13 protein-coding genes are annotated in these 14,236 nt (G+C 73.3%); 6 read left to right on the top strand and 7 right to left on the bottom strand.

Translation table 11 applies throughout. From position 1 onward, the window contains the following. Positions 1 to 6: 6 nt before the first annotated feature. Entirely contained in the window at positions 7 to 588 is a 582-nt protein-coding gene (locus OG871_RS12175) for a hypothetical protein (protein WP_371496756.1), read from the bottom strand. A 47-nt stretch (positions 589 to 635) separates the two neighbouring features. On the opposite strand from OG871_RS12175, the gene npdG reads away from it, so the two are divergent. Continuing rightward, a complete protein-coding gene (npdG, locus tag OG871_RS12170) occupies positions 636 to 1,340 on the top strand; it encodes an NADPH-dependent F420 reductase (protein ID WP_371496755.1) in 705 nt (234 codons plus the stop codon). A 131-nt stretch (positions 1,341 to 1,471) separates the two neighbouring features. Further along, positions 1,472 to 1,663 (top strand): hypothetical protein, encoded by a 192-nt coding sequence (locus OG871_RS12165; RefSeq protein ID WP_371496754.1) that lies wholly within the window; start codon positions 1,472 to 1,474, stop codon positions 1,661 to 1,663. Positions 1,664 to 1,698: 35 nt separating this feature from the next. On the opposite strand, the gene OG871_RS12160 is transcribed toward OG871_RS12165, so the two are convergent. Next, the gene (locus tag OG871_RS12160; protein ID WP_371496753.1) at positions 1,699 to 2,508 is read right to left on the bottom strand and encodes a site-2 protease family protein; all 810 of its coding nucleotides are present in this window, start codon (positions 2,506 to 2,508) and stop codon (positions 1,699 to 1,701) included. 183 nt (positions 2,509 to 2,691) lie between these two features. Between OG871_RS12160 and OG871_RS12155 the strand changes: the two genes are divergently transcribed. Beyond that, a complete protein-coding gene (locus OG871_RS12155; RefSeq protein WP_371496752.1) occupies positions 2,692 to 6,024 on the top strand; it encodes a BTAD domain-containing putative transcriptional regulator in 3,333 nt (1,110 codons plus the stop codon). Between the two features lie 16 nt (positions 6,025 to 6,040). Here the strand turns inward: OG871_RS12155 and OG871_RS12150 are convergent, their stop codons facing one another. The 3 genes from OG871_RS12150 to panB form a co-directional block, all read right to left on the bottom strand. Then, positions 6,041 to 6,850 carry an ABC transporter permease gene (locus OG871_RS12150; RefSeq protein WP_371496751.1) on the bottom strand — a complete coding sequence of 270 codons (810 nt, stop codon included), beginning with the start codon at positions 6,848 to 6,850 and terminating at the stop codon, positions 6,041 to 6,043. Further along, complete coding sequence (locus tag OG871_RS12145) at positions 6,847 to 7,863, bottom strand: ATP-binding cassette domain-containing protein (protein ID WP_371496750.1); 1,017 nt, start codon at positions 7,861 to 7,863, stop codon at positions 6,847 to 6,849. Before OG871_RS12145 ends, OG871_RS12150 begins: the two co-directional genes overlap by 4 nt. A 128-nt stretch (positions 7,864 to 7,991) precedes the next feature. Further along, positions 7,992 to 8,870, bottom strand: coding sequence for a 3-methyl-2-oxobutanoate hydroxymethyltransferase (panB, locus tag OG871_RS12140; protein ID WP_371496749.1), 879 nt, complete (start codon positions 8,868 to 8,870; stop codon positions 7,992 to 7,994). Positions 8,871 to 9,120: 250 nt separating this feature from the next. Here panB and OG871_RS12135 point away from each other — a divergent pair, with 250 nt between their 5' ends. The 3 genes from OG871_RS12135 to OG871_RS12125 all read left to right on the top strand — a co-directional run bounded on the left by OG871_RS12135 (position 9,121) and on the right by OG871_RS12125 (position 12,554). Further along, positions 9,121 to 10,716, top strand: coding sequence for an MFS transporter (locus tag OG871_RS12135; RefSeq protein ID WP_371496748.1), 1,596 nt, complete (start codon positions 9,121 to 9,123; stop codon positions 10,714 to 10,716). Between the two features lie 24 nt (positions 10,717 to 10,740). Continuing rightward, entirely contained in the window at positions 10,741 to 11,409 is a 669-nt protein-coding gene (locus tag OG871_RS12130; RefSeq protein WP_371496747.1) for a TetR/AcrR family transcriptional regulator, read from the top strand. 119 nt (positions 11,410 to 11,528) lie between these two features. Next, on the top strand, positions 11,529 to 12,554 hold the full coding sequence (locus OG871_RS12125; RefSeq protein ID WP_371496746.1) for an endonuclease/exonuclease/phosphatase family protein: 1,026 nt from the start codon (positions 11,529 to 11,531) through the stop codon (positions 12,552 to 12,554). 217 nt (positions 12,555 to 12,771) lie between these two features. Here OG871_RS12125 and OG871_RS12120 read toward each other — a convergent pair whose 3' ends face one another. Then, on the bottom strand, positions 12,772 to 13,401 hold the full coding sequence (locus OG871_RS12120; protein WP_371496745.1) for an SMI1/KNR4 family protein: 630 nt from the start codon (positions 13,399 to 13,401) through the stop codon (positions 12,772 to 12,774). Further along, the gene (locus OG871_RS12115; RefSeq protein WP_371496744.1) at positions 13,398 to 14,219 is read right to left on the bottom strand and encodes a hypothetical protein; all 822 of its coding nucleotides are present in this window, start codon (positions 14,217 to 14,219) and stop codon (positions 13,398 to 13,400) included. Before OG871_RS12115 ends, OG871_RS12120 begins: the two co-directional genes overlap by 4 nt. Between the last annotated feature and the right edge of the window lie 17 nt (positions 14,220 to 14,236).

The raw sequence follows: 14,236 nt of genomic DNA, 5'->3' as shown, positions 1-14,236 counted from the left end.
AACGAATTACCAGTGCAGGGCGGGCGAACCGGCCAGCCGGACGGCCAGCCGCCGCCACCGGGGCAGCGGCCGACGTGCCGCCCCGGCGGCGCTGCCGACCAGGTGCTGGAGCAGCTCGAAGGGCTCCTCGGCGGCGCCCGGGACGGCCAGCCGCTGGTGCGCCAGCGGGCCCAGCTCCTCCTCGCCGCCGTCCAGGGCGAAGACCGCCGCACCGCCGCGCCGGGCGTCCTGGATCCGCTCCAGCAGCCGCTCGTCGGCCGCCCCGGGGGCCACCACCAGTACCGTCGTCCCGCGCGGGCTCTCGGTCAGCCGCCGCAGACCGTGCGCCAGGTGGGCCGGCGCGCCCGGCGGTACGACGTGCCGCAGCAGCGTCGGGGCCAGCGCGGCGGCGCCCGACCGCAGGGCCTCGTCACCCAGATGGGCCGCCAGGTGCCAGGGCTCGTACCCGGCGGTGCCGACCAGCAGCAGCCCGCGCGTGCCGCGGCCGGCCACCGAACGGCGCAGCTCCCCGCCGAACTCCAGGGTGGACTCGGGCCAGCCGCTGCCCGCCAACGCCTCACGGAGTGCTGAAACTCTCAGTGCGTCCATGGGGCACAGCGTGGAGCAGCGGCCCCGGCTTTGGCAGGATCTTCCGCATGACGCACCCCGATTCAGTGAACGCACCCGCTGCCGCCGCCACCCCCGCGCAGCCCGAGGTATCCGAGCTGGTGGTCGGTGTCCTGGGTGGCACCGGGGACCAGGGCCGCGGCCTCGCCTACCGGCTCGCCGCCGCCGGCCAGCAGGTGATCATCGGCTCCCGGACGGCCGACCGGGCCGAGGCCGCCGCCGCCGAGCTGGGCCCGGGGGTCCGCGGCGCGGACAACGCGACCTGCGCGCGGGAGAGCGACATCGTGATCATCGCGGTGCCGTGGGACGGACACGCCGCCACCCTCACCGCGCTCCGCGCCGAGCTGGCCGGCAAGATCGTCGTCGACTGCGTCAACCCGCTGGGCTTCGACAAGCAGGGCGCCTACGCGCTCAAGCCCGAGGAGGGCAGCGCCGCCCAGCAGGCCGCCGCCCTGCTGCCCGACTCCCGGGTGACGGCCGCCTTCCACCACCTGTCCGCGGTGCTGCTGCAGGACCGCACGATCGAGCGGATCGACACCGACGTGATGGTGCTCGGCGACGAGCGCGCCGCCACCGACCTGGTGCAGGCCCTCGCCGAGCGGATCCCCGGCATGCGCGGCGTCTTCGCCGGCCGGCTGCGCAACGCCCACCAGGTGGAGTCGCTGGTCGCCAACCTGATCTCGGTCAACCGCCGCTACAAGGCCCACGCCGGTCTGCGGGTCACCGACATCTGAGCCCCGGCCCGGACCGCGTCCGACACCCGAAGGGCCCCCTCGACCCGCCCGAGGCGGCCCTTCGGCGACAATGGACGGTGACCACCCCGCCCCGGCCCCCGCCGGGGCGCCCCCAGCCAGGAGCTCCCGCCATGCCCCGCAACGCCCTGCTCGCCTCGATCGTCCTCGTGCTCGCCGTCACGGCGGCCGTCGTCTCCTTCGTGGAGGGCAACTGGTTCGGGGTCGTCTGGGTGCTGATGGCCGGTGTCGCCAGCAACATGGCCTGGTTCTACGTCCGCAAGGACCGGATCGAGCGGGCCCGCGCCGCCGAGCAGCAGGCCTGACCGCGGCCTGACCGGTCGTCCGGGCGGGCCGGGGGCTACTTCCAGAACCGGAACAGCGCGTCCCCGACGGCCACCACGTAGTCCTGCACGCCGAACAGGCCGATGAACCCCAGCGCCAGGTCGCTCAGCCACCGGCCGGCCTCGGTCTGCCAGATCACCACGAACAGCGCCAGCATCCCGTACGGGGCGTACGGCTCGACCGCGCGCCTGGTCCGGTACGAGAGCCAGGGCTCCAGGATCCCGTAGCCGTCCAGCCCCGGGACCGGCAGGAAGTTCAGGATCGCCGCGGTGATCTGCAGATACGCCAGGAAGGCGAGCGCCGCGGGGAACGGCGACACCGGCACCTCGTGGCCGTCGAACTGGCTGGGCAGGGACGGGTCGTCGAACACGCCCCCGCCGACCAGCACCAGCAGCACCACGCCGAACGCCAGGTTCACCAGCGGCCCGGCGGCGGAGATCAGGCTGTGCTTCAGCCGGCCCTGGATCCGGTGCCGTTCGATGAAGACCGCGCCGCCCGGCAGGCCGATACCGCCCATGATCACGAAGACCACCGGCAGCACGAAGCTCAGCACGGCGTGCGCGTACTTGAACGGGTTGAGGGTCAGATAGCCCTTGGCCCCGATCGTGATGTCGCCGCCGTGCAGCGCGGTGCGCGCGTGCGCGTACTCGTGCAGGCAGAGCGAGACCATCCAGCCGGCGACCACGAACAGGAAGACCCCGAAGCGCGAGCTGCCGTAGCCGGTGGCCACCGCCCACGCGGAGGTGCCCAGGATCGCGAGCAGCACCCAGAAGACCGGGCTGATCCGGTTCTCCTCGCTGCGGCGGTCGGCGGTGGCATAGGTCATGGTGGCTGGACTCCGGGGACTGGTGGGACGGGCAGAGGGACGATCATGCCGGGTGCCGGGCGGCCGGACAACCCTTCCCGGCCCTCGGCAGGGGCGACCCCCGGTGAACGTCCGGCGACCCGGAGCCGTTCCGGCGGCGGTAAAGGGCGTGCGGCTCCCCGGACGTCCACCAGAATGGTCCCCGTGCACTACGGCATCCTCGGCACCACCACGGCCCACCGCGACGACGGCACCCCGGTCCCGCTCGGCGGTGCCCGGCTGCGCGCCCTGCTGGCCGCCCTGGTGCTGCGCCAGGGCCGGCCCGTCCCGGCCGAGCTGCTGGTCGAGGAGGTCTGGGACGCGGACCCGCCGCAGGACTCCGCCGCCTCCCTGCAGACCCTGGTCGGCCGGCTGCGCCGTACCGTCGGCCGCGCGGAGATCGGCTACGGCCCGGCCGGCTACTGGCTGACCGGCGGCACGACCGACGTCGGCGACTTCCAGCGGCTGGCGGACCAGGGACGACGGGCCCTCGCCGACGGCGACCACGCCCGCGCGGCCGAGGATCTGCACGCCGCCCTCGCCCTGTGGCGCGGCCCCGCCCTGGCCGACCTGCCCGACCGCGGCGGCCCCGCCGCCCGGCTGGAGGCCCAGCACGACGAGGCCCGCCGGCACCGGATCACCGCCGACCTCACACTCGGCCGGGGCGGCCACCTCACCGCCGAACTGGCCGAACTGTGCGTACAGCGCCCGCTGGACGAACAGCTGCACGCCCTGCTGATCCGCGCCCTGCACCAGGACGGCCGCACCGCCGAGGCCCTCCAGCAGTACGAGACCGCCCGGCGGATCCTCGCCGACCGGCTCGGCACCGACCCCGGCCGCGACCTGCAGGCCCTGCACCGGCAACTGCTCGCCCCGGCCGCCCCCGAGGCGCAAACGCAGGCCCCGGCCGAGACGCCCCGGCCGGCCCGCACCGGCGGCAACCTGCGCCCCCGGCTGACCAGCTTCGTCGGCCGCGACCACGACCTGGCCGCCCTCGGCCGGACGCTGGCCGACGGCCGGCTGACCACCCTCACCGGCCCCGGCGGCTCCGGCAAGACCCGGCTGTCGGTCGAGGCCGGCCGCGCCGCACAGGCCGACGGCGCCTGGCCGGACGGTGTCTGGCTGGCCGAGCTCGCCCCGCTGGAGGACCCGGCCGCGGTCCCCGGCGCCGTGTTCTCCGCACTCGGCCTGCGCGAGACCGTCCTGCACACCGGCGGCGCCGTCGCCGAGGCGATCGAGGCCCGCGAGCGGGACCCGCTGCGCCGGATCGTCGACCACTGCGCCCGGCGCCGGATGCTGCTGGTCCTGGACAACTGCGAACACCTGATCCAGGCCGCCGCCGAGCTCGCCGACCAGCTGCTCGCCGAGTGCCCGGGCCTGACGATCCTCGCCACCAGCCGCGAGCCGCTCGGCGTCCCCGGTGAGCGGGTGCTGCCGGTCGAGCCGCTGCCGGACGCCGCCGCGCTGCGCCTGCTGGCCGAGCGCGGCGCCGCCGCCCGCCCCGGCTTCGACCCGGCCGACGACCCGCGGGCCTGCGCCGAGATCTGCCGCCGGCTGGACGGCCTCCCGCTCGCCATCGAGCTCGCCGCCGCCCGGCTGCGCGGCCTGACCCCCCGCCAGATAGCCGACCGCCTGGACGGCCGCTTCGCCCTGCTCACCGCCGGCTCCCGCACGCTGCTGCCGCGTCAGCAGACCCTGCGCGCGGTGGTCGACTGGAGCTGGGACCTGCTCGGCAAACGCGAGCGGGCGGTCCTGCGCCGGCTGTCGGTCTTCGCCGGCGGCTGCACCCTGGAGAGCGCCGAGCAGGTCCTCGCCGACGACGCCGACGTGCCCGCCCAGGAGGTCGCCGACCTCCTGCTCTCGCTGGTCGACAAGTCGCTCGTGGTGGCGGGGCTGGGCGCGGAGCCCCGGTACTGGATGCTGGAGACCATCCACGAGTACGCCGCCGAACGCCTCGCCGCCTCCGGCGAGGCGGAACGGGTGGCGGACCGTCACGCCGCCTCCTACCGCGAGCTCGTCCGCGCCGCCGACCGGAGCCTGCGGGGCCCCCGGCAGATCCACTGGCTGGCCGTACTGGAACGCGAGCAGGACAACATCCGGGCCGCCCTGCGCCGCGCGGTCGACACCCGGGACGAGCAGCAGGCGCTGGTGCTCGCGCTGGCGATGAGCTGGTTCTGGTCACTGCGCAACTACCGCGAGGAGGCGTACACCTGGTACGAGCAGGTGTGCGCGCTCGGCCCGGACCCGTTCGCCGAGGACGCCCCGGCGCCGGTTCCGCTGGAGGTCGACCCGCTGGCGGTGCCGCTGCCGCTGCCGCGCACCCAGCTGGAGGAGGCCAGGCGCCAGCTCCACATCCACCGGCTGGTCGCCCGGTTCACCGGCAACCTCTCGGCGTTCGGCGAACCGGAGACGGCGGCCCACGCCGACCGGGTCCTGGCGGCCTACACGCCGGACCTGCCGCAGTCGTACCGCTTCCCGGTGCTGCTGCGGGTGTTCGCCGCCTTCCTGTCGGGCGACATCGACCAGCTGGTCGGCCTGCTGGACGACGCGGTGGCGGGGGCCCGCCGGCACGGCCGGCCGACGGATCTGGCCTTCGTGCTGCAGATCCGCGCCCGGCTGCTGAACGACTGGGTGGGGGGCCTGGACCAGGCCGTGCGGGACAGCGAGGAGGCGCTGGCCCTGTCCATCGAGCTCGGCGACATCTGGGGGATGTCCGAGGCGTACTCCTCCAAGGCCGAGAACGTGGCCAAACGCGGTGACGCGGTCGGCGCGACCGAGGCCTACCGGCGGGCGATCGAGCTGGCCGAGGAGCTCGGCGCCCCGCAGGAGGTGCCGCTGCTCCAGGCCCGGCTGGGCGAGGCCCTGTACGAGCTGGACCCGGTGGAGGGCGAGCGGCTGGTGCGGGCCGCGCTGGACAGTGTGCGCAAGGGCAACCAGTCGGCGGACGGCGCGATGCTGTACGGGCGGCTGGTGCTGTGCAGCATCCACGTCGAGCGCGCGCAGTACCCGCAGGCCGACGAGCAGCTGGACCTGCTGGTGGCGGACCAGGACACCTTCGGGCCGATCGCGCCGGAGATCTTCGAGGGCATCGTCTCCTGCCTGCGCGGCTGGGTGGCGAGCCGGTCCGGCGATGCGGTGCGCGGGATCGAGCTCGTGCGGGAGAGCCGCCGTCGGATCGTCCGGGTCGGGGGCGTCGCCACGGTCTTCGCCGAGCACATGAGCATGCTGCTGCTGCTGCCCGCGTCCGCGATCATGCTCGGCTACGCCGAGCAGCGGGACGAGCCGCGGGCGGCCCGGCGCGGGGCCGTCCTGCTGGGCGCGCACCTCGGCCTGCACGGCGCGATGGGTTCGATCCTGGAACGGACGGAGCGGGCGCGGACCGGTGACGGGCTGATGGCCCTGCTCGGCCCGCAGGAGTACCGGGCGGCGGTCGAGGAGGGCGGCCGCCTCACGCTCTCGGAGGCGACCGCCCTGCTCAACGACCCCGGGGACTTCTAGTGGGGTCGGCCCGGCCTCAGGTGCGCTTGCGGAAGCGGGCGACCGCCAGCGGGGCGGTGACCGCGGTGATCACCGCGGAGCAGACCAGCACCACGGTCACCGAGTGGGCCAGCGGCCCGCCGTTGATCAGGTTGCGGCAGGCGTCGGCCAGTGCCGAGAGCGGGTTGTACTCGGTGAAGGTCTGCAGCCAGCCGGGCATGGTGGTGGTGGGCGCGAAGATCGAGCTGCCGAACTGCAGCGGCATGATCACCAGCATCCCCACCCCCTGGACCGCCTGGGCGCTGCGCATGGCCATGCCCAGCAGCATCGAGATCCACACGATCGACATGCCGAACACCAGGGACAGGCCGACGGCGGCCAGCAGCTCCGGGAAGCCGGTCTTGATCCGCAGCCCGATCAGCATCGCGAAGGCGATCAGGATGGTGAAGGAGACCAGCGCCCGGCAGGTCTCCGCCGCGATCTTCGACAGCAGCACCGCCGCGCGCCCGATCGGCAGAGTGCGGAACCGGTCCATGACGCCGGTCTGGAAGTCGCTGTTCAGGCCGGTGCCCACCGACATCGCCAGGTTGAGGCCGGTGGTGCCGAGCAGGCCGGGGATCATCCACTGGATGTAGTCCTGCTGGGTGCCGGCCACCGCGCCGCCGAACACGTAGACGAACAGCACGGTGAAGACGACCGGGATCAGCAGGGCGTCCAGCATGGACTCCGGGTCGGCCTTGATCCGCATCAGGTTGCGCCGGGTCAGTGCCCCGACGTGGCGCACGCTCGCGCGCAGGCCGATCCGGGAGTCGTCCAGGTGGCCGGGGGCCAGGGTCGCGGCGCTCATGCCACGGGCTCCTTCGTGAGGGTCGGGGCGGTGGGCTCGGCGCCGGCCGGCTTGCCGGTGATCGCCAGGAAGACCTCGTCCAGGCTGGGCAGCTTGGTGTCGATGCCGGCGAGGGCGAAGCCGCGGCCGCCCAGCACGCCGATCACGGCGGTGAGTTGGTCGTCGCCGGCGATCGGCACCGAGAGCAGCCCGGTGTCGGCGGAGAAGGTCGCACCGATGCCGGTCTCCTGCAGGCAGCGGACCATCTCGGGCAGCTCGGCCGGGTGCACCGGCCGGACCTGCAGGGTCTGGCCGCCGACCTGGGTCTTCAGCTCCTCGATCCCGCCGTTGGCGATCACCCGGCCGCGGTCGATGACGGTCAGCTCGTGGGCGAGCTGCTCGGCCTCCTCCATGTACTGGGTGGTCAGCAGGACGGTCGAGCCCTCGCCTACCATCCGCTGCACCTCGTCCCAGACCTCGTTGCGGGTCCGCGGGTCGAGGCCGGTGGTGGGCTCGTCCAGGTAGAGCACCTTGGGCCGGCCGATCATGCTGGCGGCGAGGTCGAGGCGCCGGCGCATACCGCCCGAGTAGGTCTTGGCCGGGCGCTTGGCGGCCTCGGTCAGCGAGAAGCGCTCCAGCAGCTCGGCGGCCCGGGCCTTGGACTCCTTGCCGGAGAGGTCCAGCAGGCGCCCGATCAGGTAGAGGTTCTCGTAGCCGGAGAGCAGCTCGTCGACCGAGGCGTACTGCCCGGTCAGGCCGATGGTGCGGCGCAGCTGCTTCGGCTGGCGCAGGACGTCGTAGCCGCCGACGAAGGCGGTGCCGGCATCCGGCTTGATCAGCGTGGAGAGCACCCGGACCAGGGTGGTCTTGCCGGCGCCGTTCGGGCCGAGCAGACCGAGTACGGTGCCTTCGCGGACGGTGAGGTCGACGCCGTCGAGCGCCTTGGTCGCGCCGTAGTGCTTCACGATGCCGCGGACCTCGACGGCGTTGGTGCGCTGTCCCCGGTCGTTCGGGGCGGTGGCGATTCCTGTCATGCCGTCAGGCTGCCCGGCCCCGCTGCCAGGGCGCTGTCAGGGCGCTGTCGCCGCTGACAGCGGGCTGTCGTGCTGCCGTCGCGCCCGTCCGGCCCGGCGTTTCGCCGGGCCGGACGGGCGGCGGGCCGCTACTTGAAGGTGTGCTCCGGCGCCGGGAAGGTGCCGGCGCCGACCTCGGCCGCGAACTCGCGGGCGGCGTCGCCGAGGACGGCCCGCAGGTTGGCGTACTGCTTGACGAACTTCGGCACCCGGCCGGCGGTCATACCGGCCATGTCGGTCCAGACCAGCACCTGGGCGTCGGTCCCGGCACCGGCGCCGATGCCGACGGTCGGGATCACCAGCTGCTCGGTGACCTGCCCGGCGAGCTCGGCCGGGACGGCCTCCAGCACGACCGCGAAGGCGCCGGCCTGCTGGACGGCCTTGGCGTCGCGCAGCAGCTGGTGGGCCGCTTCGTCGCCGCGGCCCTGGACGGGGTAGCCGCCGAGCGCGTGCACCGACTGCGGGGTCAGCCCGATGTGGGCCATCACCGGGATGCCGGCCTCGACCAGCAGCTCGATCGAGCGGGCGCTGCGCTCGCCGCCCTCCAGCTTGACCGCGCCGACCCCGGCCTCCTTCATCAGCCGGGCCGCGTTGTGCATGGCCTGGCCGGGGGACTCCTGGTACGAGCCGAACGGCATGTCGCCGACGACCATGGCCCGCTTGGTGCCGCGGACCACGGCGGCGGACAGCATCACCATCTGGTCCATGGTGACCGGCACCGTGGTCTCGTAGCCGAGGTGACAGTTGCCGGCCGAGTCGCCGACCAGCAGCACCGGGATGCCGGCCTCGTCGAAGACGCCGGCGGTCAGCGCGTCGTAGGCGGTCAGCATCGACCAGCGCTCGCCGCGCTGCTTGGCGGCGGCCAGGTCGCGGACGGTGACCCGACGGTTGGTGACACCCCCGTAGAGGGTGTTGCCCTGGGGGGCGGGTGCCTGCGTCGGGGCAGGCGAGAGCGGAGAAGCGTTCATCGAACAGGCTCCTGAAGGGTTGTCGTCTCGTGGCGCCGTACGGCGTCCCCGGATCTGCTCCCATGCTTGCACGCCCGCGCCCGAGCGCAAAGAGGGGTGCGGTCGCGGGTCCGCGTCCCGCTCCTTTACCCGAAATTTGCGATACGGCCCTGTCTCGTATCGAAATGAGGGCTACCCTGGGCCCAGGGGTTACGAGACGAACTCGACTCGTAAGTCCGGACCTCTTCGTACGGACAGGGAAGACACACCCATGACCACCGCCATCGCCACGCCACGCGTGCCCGAAGCCATCCACCGCCGCCGATGGGCGATCCTGAGCACCCTGGTGCTCGCCCTGCTCGTCGTCGTGCTCGACACGTCGATCCTCAACGTCGCGATGAAGACCATCGCCACCCCCGCGCCGACCGGCCTGGGCGCCACCCAGAGCGATCTGGAGTGGTCGATCAACTCCTACACGCTGGTCTTCGCCGGGCTGCTGTTCACCGCGGGCCTGCTCGGCGACCGGCTCGGCCGCAAGTGGACGCTGCTCGGCGGCATGCTGGTCTTCGGCCTCGGTTCGCTGCTCTCCGCGTTCGCCGACTCGCCCGGCCAGCTGATCGCCTTCCGGGCCGTGATGGGCCTCGGCGGCGCCTTCGTGATGCCGGCCACGCTGGCCATCATCATGAACGTCTTCGAGCGGCACGAGCAGCCCAAGGCGATCGGCATCTGGGCCGGCGCGGTCGGCCTCGCCATCGCCATCGGCCCGATCACCGGCGGTCTGCTGATCGAGCACTTCTGGTGGGGCTCGGTCTTCCTGGTCAACGTGCCGATCGTGGCCCTCGCCCTGGTCGCGATGGGCCTGCTGGTGCCCGACTCCAAGGACCCGAACCCGGGCCGGCTCGACCCGGTCGGCGTGCTGCTGTCGATCGTCGGCCTGGTCGCACTGATCTACGGCATCATCAAGGGCGGCGAACTGGCCGACTTCGCGGACCCCGGGGCCTGGGTGCCGATCCTGATCGGCCTGGTCGCGCTGGCCGCCTTCGTCCTGTTCGAGAAGCGCACCAGCCACCCCGCCCTGGACATCACCTGGTTCCGCAACAAGGTGTTCTCGGCCTCGGTCGTGGTGATCGGCGTGATCTTCTTCGCACTGATGGGCGTCTCCTTCTTCGGCGTCTTCTACACCCAGAGCGTGCGCGGCTACAGCGCCCTGCAGGCCGGCCTGCTGATGCTCCCGCTGGCCGGCGCACAGATGATCTTCGCGCCGCGGGCCCGGCTGGTGGTCGACCGCTTCGGGGTACGCGCCACCTGCGCGGCCGGTATGGCGCTGGTCGCGGTCGGCCTGTTCGGCTACCTGGGCCTCGACACCGACACCCCGATCTGGGTGCTGATCGTGCTCGGCTTCGTGATGGGCACCGGCATGGCGCACGTGATGCCGCCGGTCACCGTCGCGATCATGGGCTCGCTGCCCCGGGAGAAGGCCGGCGCGGGCTCCGCGCTGAACAACACCTTCCGGCAGGTCGGCGGCTCGCTCGGGGTCGCCATCCTCGGCGCGGTGCTCTCCACCGTCTACCGCGACGGCATGGCCGACCGGCTCGCGGCGCTCCCGCCGGCCCTGCGGGACAAGGCCGGCGAGTCGCTGGAGGCCACCGTGGCCGTCGCCGGAAGCACCCACAACCCGGGGCTGGTGGCACCGGCCCAGGACTCCTTCGTCCACGCCATGCACGTGGTCGCGGGCCTGTCCGGCGGCATCACCGTCGCCGGCGCCGTGATCGCCCTCCTGCTGCTGCCGGGCCGGGCCCCGGCCGGTGCGGCCGGCCCCGGCGCACCCGACCGGGCCCCCGCGCGGCAGCGTCCCGCCCAGGTCTGACCTCGGGCCATGGACAATAGCGGCATGCAGACCGACACCCCGGCCGCCAGCCGCACCCCCGTGGCCGTCCCCGTCCCTGAGCCCGGCGCTCCGCGACGGGGGCGGCCCCGCAGCGAGGCGGCCGAGCAGGCCATCTTCGCCGCCGTGGAGCAGTTGATGGAGGAGGGGGTCGGCCTCGCCGAACTCTCCATCGAGCGGGTGGCCGCGCAGGCCGGGGTCGGCAAGGCCACCATCTACCGGCGCTGGACCAACATGGAGGCCCTGCTGGTCGACGTGGTGGCCCGGCTGGAGGCACCGGCGCCCCAGCTGACCGGCGGCACCGTCCACGAAGAGCTGGTCGGCATGGTCGAGTACATGCGCAAGCGCGGCCTGGCCAAGCGCTCCCGCTGGGTGCTGAAGTCCGCGCTCGGCCAGATGAACGACTGGCCGGAGCTGCGCGCCACCTACCAGGAGCGGGTGGTCAAGCCGCGCCGAGAGCTGGTCCGCACGATCGTCCGCCGGGGCATCGACGAGGGCGTGCTGCGCACCGACCTCGACGTGGAGCTGGTCTGCGAGGTGCTGATCGGCCCGATCCTGTTGCGTACGATCCTCTGGGACGACGCCCCGCTGGACGACCCCGAGCTGGCCCGGAAGATGATCGACGCGGTGCTGAACGGGGTCGGCGCGAGCCCGTCCGGTGGGGAATGTCACTGATCGGTGCGTGCCGCAACCTTCGCGTGTCCGCGAGGCGTCTGTCCCGTCATAGGCTGAGCCGAGAATCAGACTAAAACGGCATCAGCCGGGCGGACCGGGGCGAGTGCGGAGGAGTGGCGATGGTGCAGGCGGACAATCCGGCGGCGGCCGCGGGGAGCGGGCAGCCGGAGTCCAAGGGCATCCGGCGGCCGGCCGGGCTGCGCGCCCGGTTCGCCCCCTGGCTCGACTGGCGCCGCGGCTGGATCCTCGCCGTCCTCGCCCTCCTGGTCGCCTTCCTGCTCGCCTTCCACGCCGAGGTCCCGAACGCCGTCGGCAACGTCGGCAGCCTGCTGGAGAGCTTCCTGCCCTGGCTCGGGCTCGCGGTGCCGGTGCTGCTGGGGCTGGCCCTGTGGCGCCGCTCCGCGCTCGCGCTGGCCGCCGTCCTGATGCCGGCGGTCATCTGGCTGAACCTCTTCGGCGGGCTGCTCACCGACAAGGGCTCCGGCAAGGGCGACTTCACCGTCCTCACCCACAACGTCGCGGCCGCCAACAGCGACCCGGCCGGCACCCTGCGGCTGCTCAACGACTCCGGGGCGCAGATCGTCGCCCTGGAGGAGCTGGCCGCCGGCGCCGTCCCCACGTACACCAAGGGCCTGGCCGCCAAGTACCCGTACCACGTGGTCGAGGGCACCGTCGGGCTGTGGTCCAGCTACCCGATCGGCGGCGTCGCGGTGGTGGACATCCGGATCGGCTGGACCAGGGCCTTCCGTGCCGAGGTGACCACCCCGAAGGGGCCGCTCGCGGTCTACGTGGCACACCTGCCGTCCGTGCGGGTGCAGTTCGACGGCGGCTTCACCGCCGGCCGGCGGGACGTCAGCGCCCAGGCACTCGGCGACGCCATCGAGGCGGAGCCGCTCAAGAAGGTGCTGCTGATGGGGGACCTCAACGGCACCATGAACGACCGCAGCCTGGCCCCGATCAGCGCCCAGATGCGCTCCGCCCACGGGGCGGCCGGCGACGGCTTCGGCTTCTCCTGGCCGGCCTCGTTCCCGATGGCCAGGATCGACCAGATCCTCAGCAAGGGCGGCCTCAGGCCGACCGACTCGCGGGTGCTGCCGGCCGACGGCAGCGACCACCGGGCGGTCGCCGCGGACTACCGCTACTGACGGACCGCCCCTGCCGGGCGGACCCCGCCCGGCCGGCCCGCGCGGACCGGCCGGGCGGGAGCCCGTCATCGGTGGCCCCCGCCGCTCCGACGACGCGTCAGATGGCCTCGGTGTCCGGACACGTGCCGGTAAGCCTGGCAGTGGAGCCGGTCATTGGCCAGGGTGAATTTCAGCCGACTACGAATCAGCTGATGTGTATTACGCGGTCTCGGTCCGCTCAGCCGGCGCTGAGGTCGATCGACGCCCCGTCCGGCAGGTTGTACACCTGCTGGGCGATCGGGCCGCGGATCCGCATCGCGGTCACCGCGTCCCGGACGGCGAAGTTGTCGAACTCGTAGCCGCCGCCGGCCACGAAGAACTGCAGCGGGACGAGCCGCTGGTCCGGCTCCAGCGCGCCGTTCTGCTGCTGGAACGCGTAGGCGAAGTTGGCGGCGGCGTTGACCTCCGGGTCCGCCAGCAGCCACTGCGCCCATTCCTCCAGACTGGTGCCGAGCACCTCGACCTCCGCGGTCTCCGGGTCGAAGACGACCACCTCGGCGCCGTCCATGATCGCGAACTGGTTCCCGAAGATGTCCTGACCGAAGCAGAACAGCCCGTCCGCCAGGCCGTCGTAGGTGTCCTTCCAGGTGTTCTCCTCGTTCCAGCCGAGCAGATCGGGCCCGAGGCCCTCCTCGCCCGCCCGGAAGACCTGCACACCGGCGTTGAACAGGAAGAACCCGTTGACCCGGGAGACCATCGCGCCCAGTTCGGCCAGCGGGCCGCCCGCCACGCCGAAGTCCAGCTCCGCCGAGGGCCCCATCGGACCCCGGGCGCGGCCGAGAAGCTGCTCAAGGGCACTCTGGGTCATTTCCGGTCACTCCTCGCTTCGGGGCCGATCGGCCGCGTCAGATAGTGCTCGCGCACCCGGTCGGTGACGACCAGCCGCAGGGTGGGCTGCAGGACCATCGAGTCGGGGATGGCGTCCCACGACGCGTACGGCCACCAGCGCTCGTGCGCGGCCAGCAGCATTCTCTCACCGGCCTCGGTCTCGCCCTCGGTGGCGTACCAGCCGGCCAGCCAGAGACAGATCTCGTACTGCTCGGGGAGCGCGCCCGACTCCTCCACCAGGGCGCGGCCCCGGGGGAAGTCGTTGGTCGTCTTCACGGCCTCCCAGGCGACCCGCTGCTCACGGACGGCCAGGGTCCCGAAGTCGCGCTCCAGGAACTGGCGGCCGATCACGCCCTCGACGGGCCCGACGGGCTCGCCCCAGCCGCCCCAGCTCGGGAGCAGCCGGTCGAGCGGTCCGGCGGGAACCTCGTCCGCCCGCCAGCGCAGTGCCTCGCCCAGCACCCGGTCGGCCGGGACGAGCTCGGCCGCGGCGCGCAGCCGGGGCTCCGCCGGGACACCGACGTGCAGCTGGGCGGCCAGGAACGAGTCGTCGAACGGGATGTCCTGATCGCACAGCTCGCCGCCGAGCGGCCCCTGCCGGGCGATCAGCGATTCGGCGAGCTCGGCGGCCTCGGCGAACCGGTCGTGCCAGAACAGGAGCTGGATGGCGGCCGCCCCGGCCTCCCAGGCCGGATCCGTATCGGCGTGAGGGTCCGTCGCGAGTGCGAGCAGACGCGGCAGCGCTTCCCGGAACGCTCCCTGCCGTGCCTGTGAGATCAGCTGCTCAGCCACGTTCACGCCGTGTCACCCCTTGC

Origin of the sequence: Kitasatospora sp. NBC_00374, assembly GCF_041434935.1 — a bacterium.
Taxonomy (GTDB): domain Bacteria; phylum Actinomycetota; class Actinomycetes; order Streptomycetales; family Streptomycetaceae; genus Kitasatospora.
The sequence above is the reverse complement of the archived record's forward strand: the minus strand, read 5'-3'. Positions and strand labels throughout refer to the sequence as shown.

Excerpts from the sequence above, each read along its gene's own strand:
- OG871_RS12175 (WP_371496756.1), bottom strand. The coding sequence starts at position 588 with ATGGACGCACTGAGAGTTTCAGCACTCCGTGAGGCGTTGGCGGGCAGC.
- panB (WP_371496749.1), bottom strand. The coding sequence starts at position 8,870 with ATGAACGCTTCTCCGCTCTCGCCTGCCCCGACGCAGGCACCCGCCCCC.
- OG871_RS12165 (WP_371496754.1), top strand. The coding sequence starts at position 1,472 with ATGCCCCGCAACGCCCTGCTCGCCTCGATCGTCCTCGTGCTCGCCGTC.
- OG871_RS12160 (WP_371496753.1), bottom strand. The coding sequence starts at position 2,508 with ATGACCTATGCCACCGCCGACCGCCGCAGCGAGGAGAACCGGATCAGC.
- OG871_RS12120 (WP_371496745.1), bottom strand. The coding sequence starts at position 13,401 with ATGACCCAGAGTGCCCTTGAGCAGCTTCTCGGCCGCGCCCGGGGTCCG.
- OG871_RS12150 (WP_371496751.1), bottom strand. The coding sequence starts at position 6,850 with ATGAGCGCCGCGACCCTGGCCCCCGGCCACCTGGACGACTCCCGGATC.
- npdG (WP_371496755.1), top strand. The coding sequence starts at position 636 with ATGACGCACCCCGATTCAGTGAACGCACCCGCTGCCGCCGCCACCCCC.
- OG871_RS12145 (WP_371496750.1), bottom strand. The coding sequence starts at position 7,863 with ATGACAGGAATCGCCACCGCCCCGAACGACCGGGGACAGCGCACCAAC.
- OG871_RS12125 (WP_371496746.1), top strand. The coding sequence starts at position 11,529 with ATGGTGCAGGCGGACAATCCGGCGGCGGCCGCGGGGAGCGGGCAGCCG.
- OG871_RS12135 (WP_371496748.1), top strand. The coding sequence starts at position 9,121 with ATGACCACCGCCATCGCCACGCCACGCGTGCCCGAAGCCATCCACCGC.
- OG871_RS12130 (WP_371496747.1), top strand. The coding sequence starts at position 10,741 with ATGCAGACCGACACCCCGGCCGCCAGCCGCACCCCCGTGGCCGTCCCC.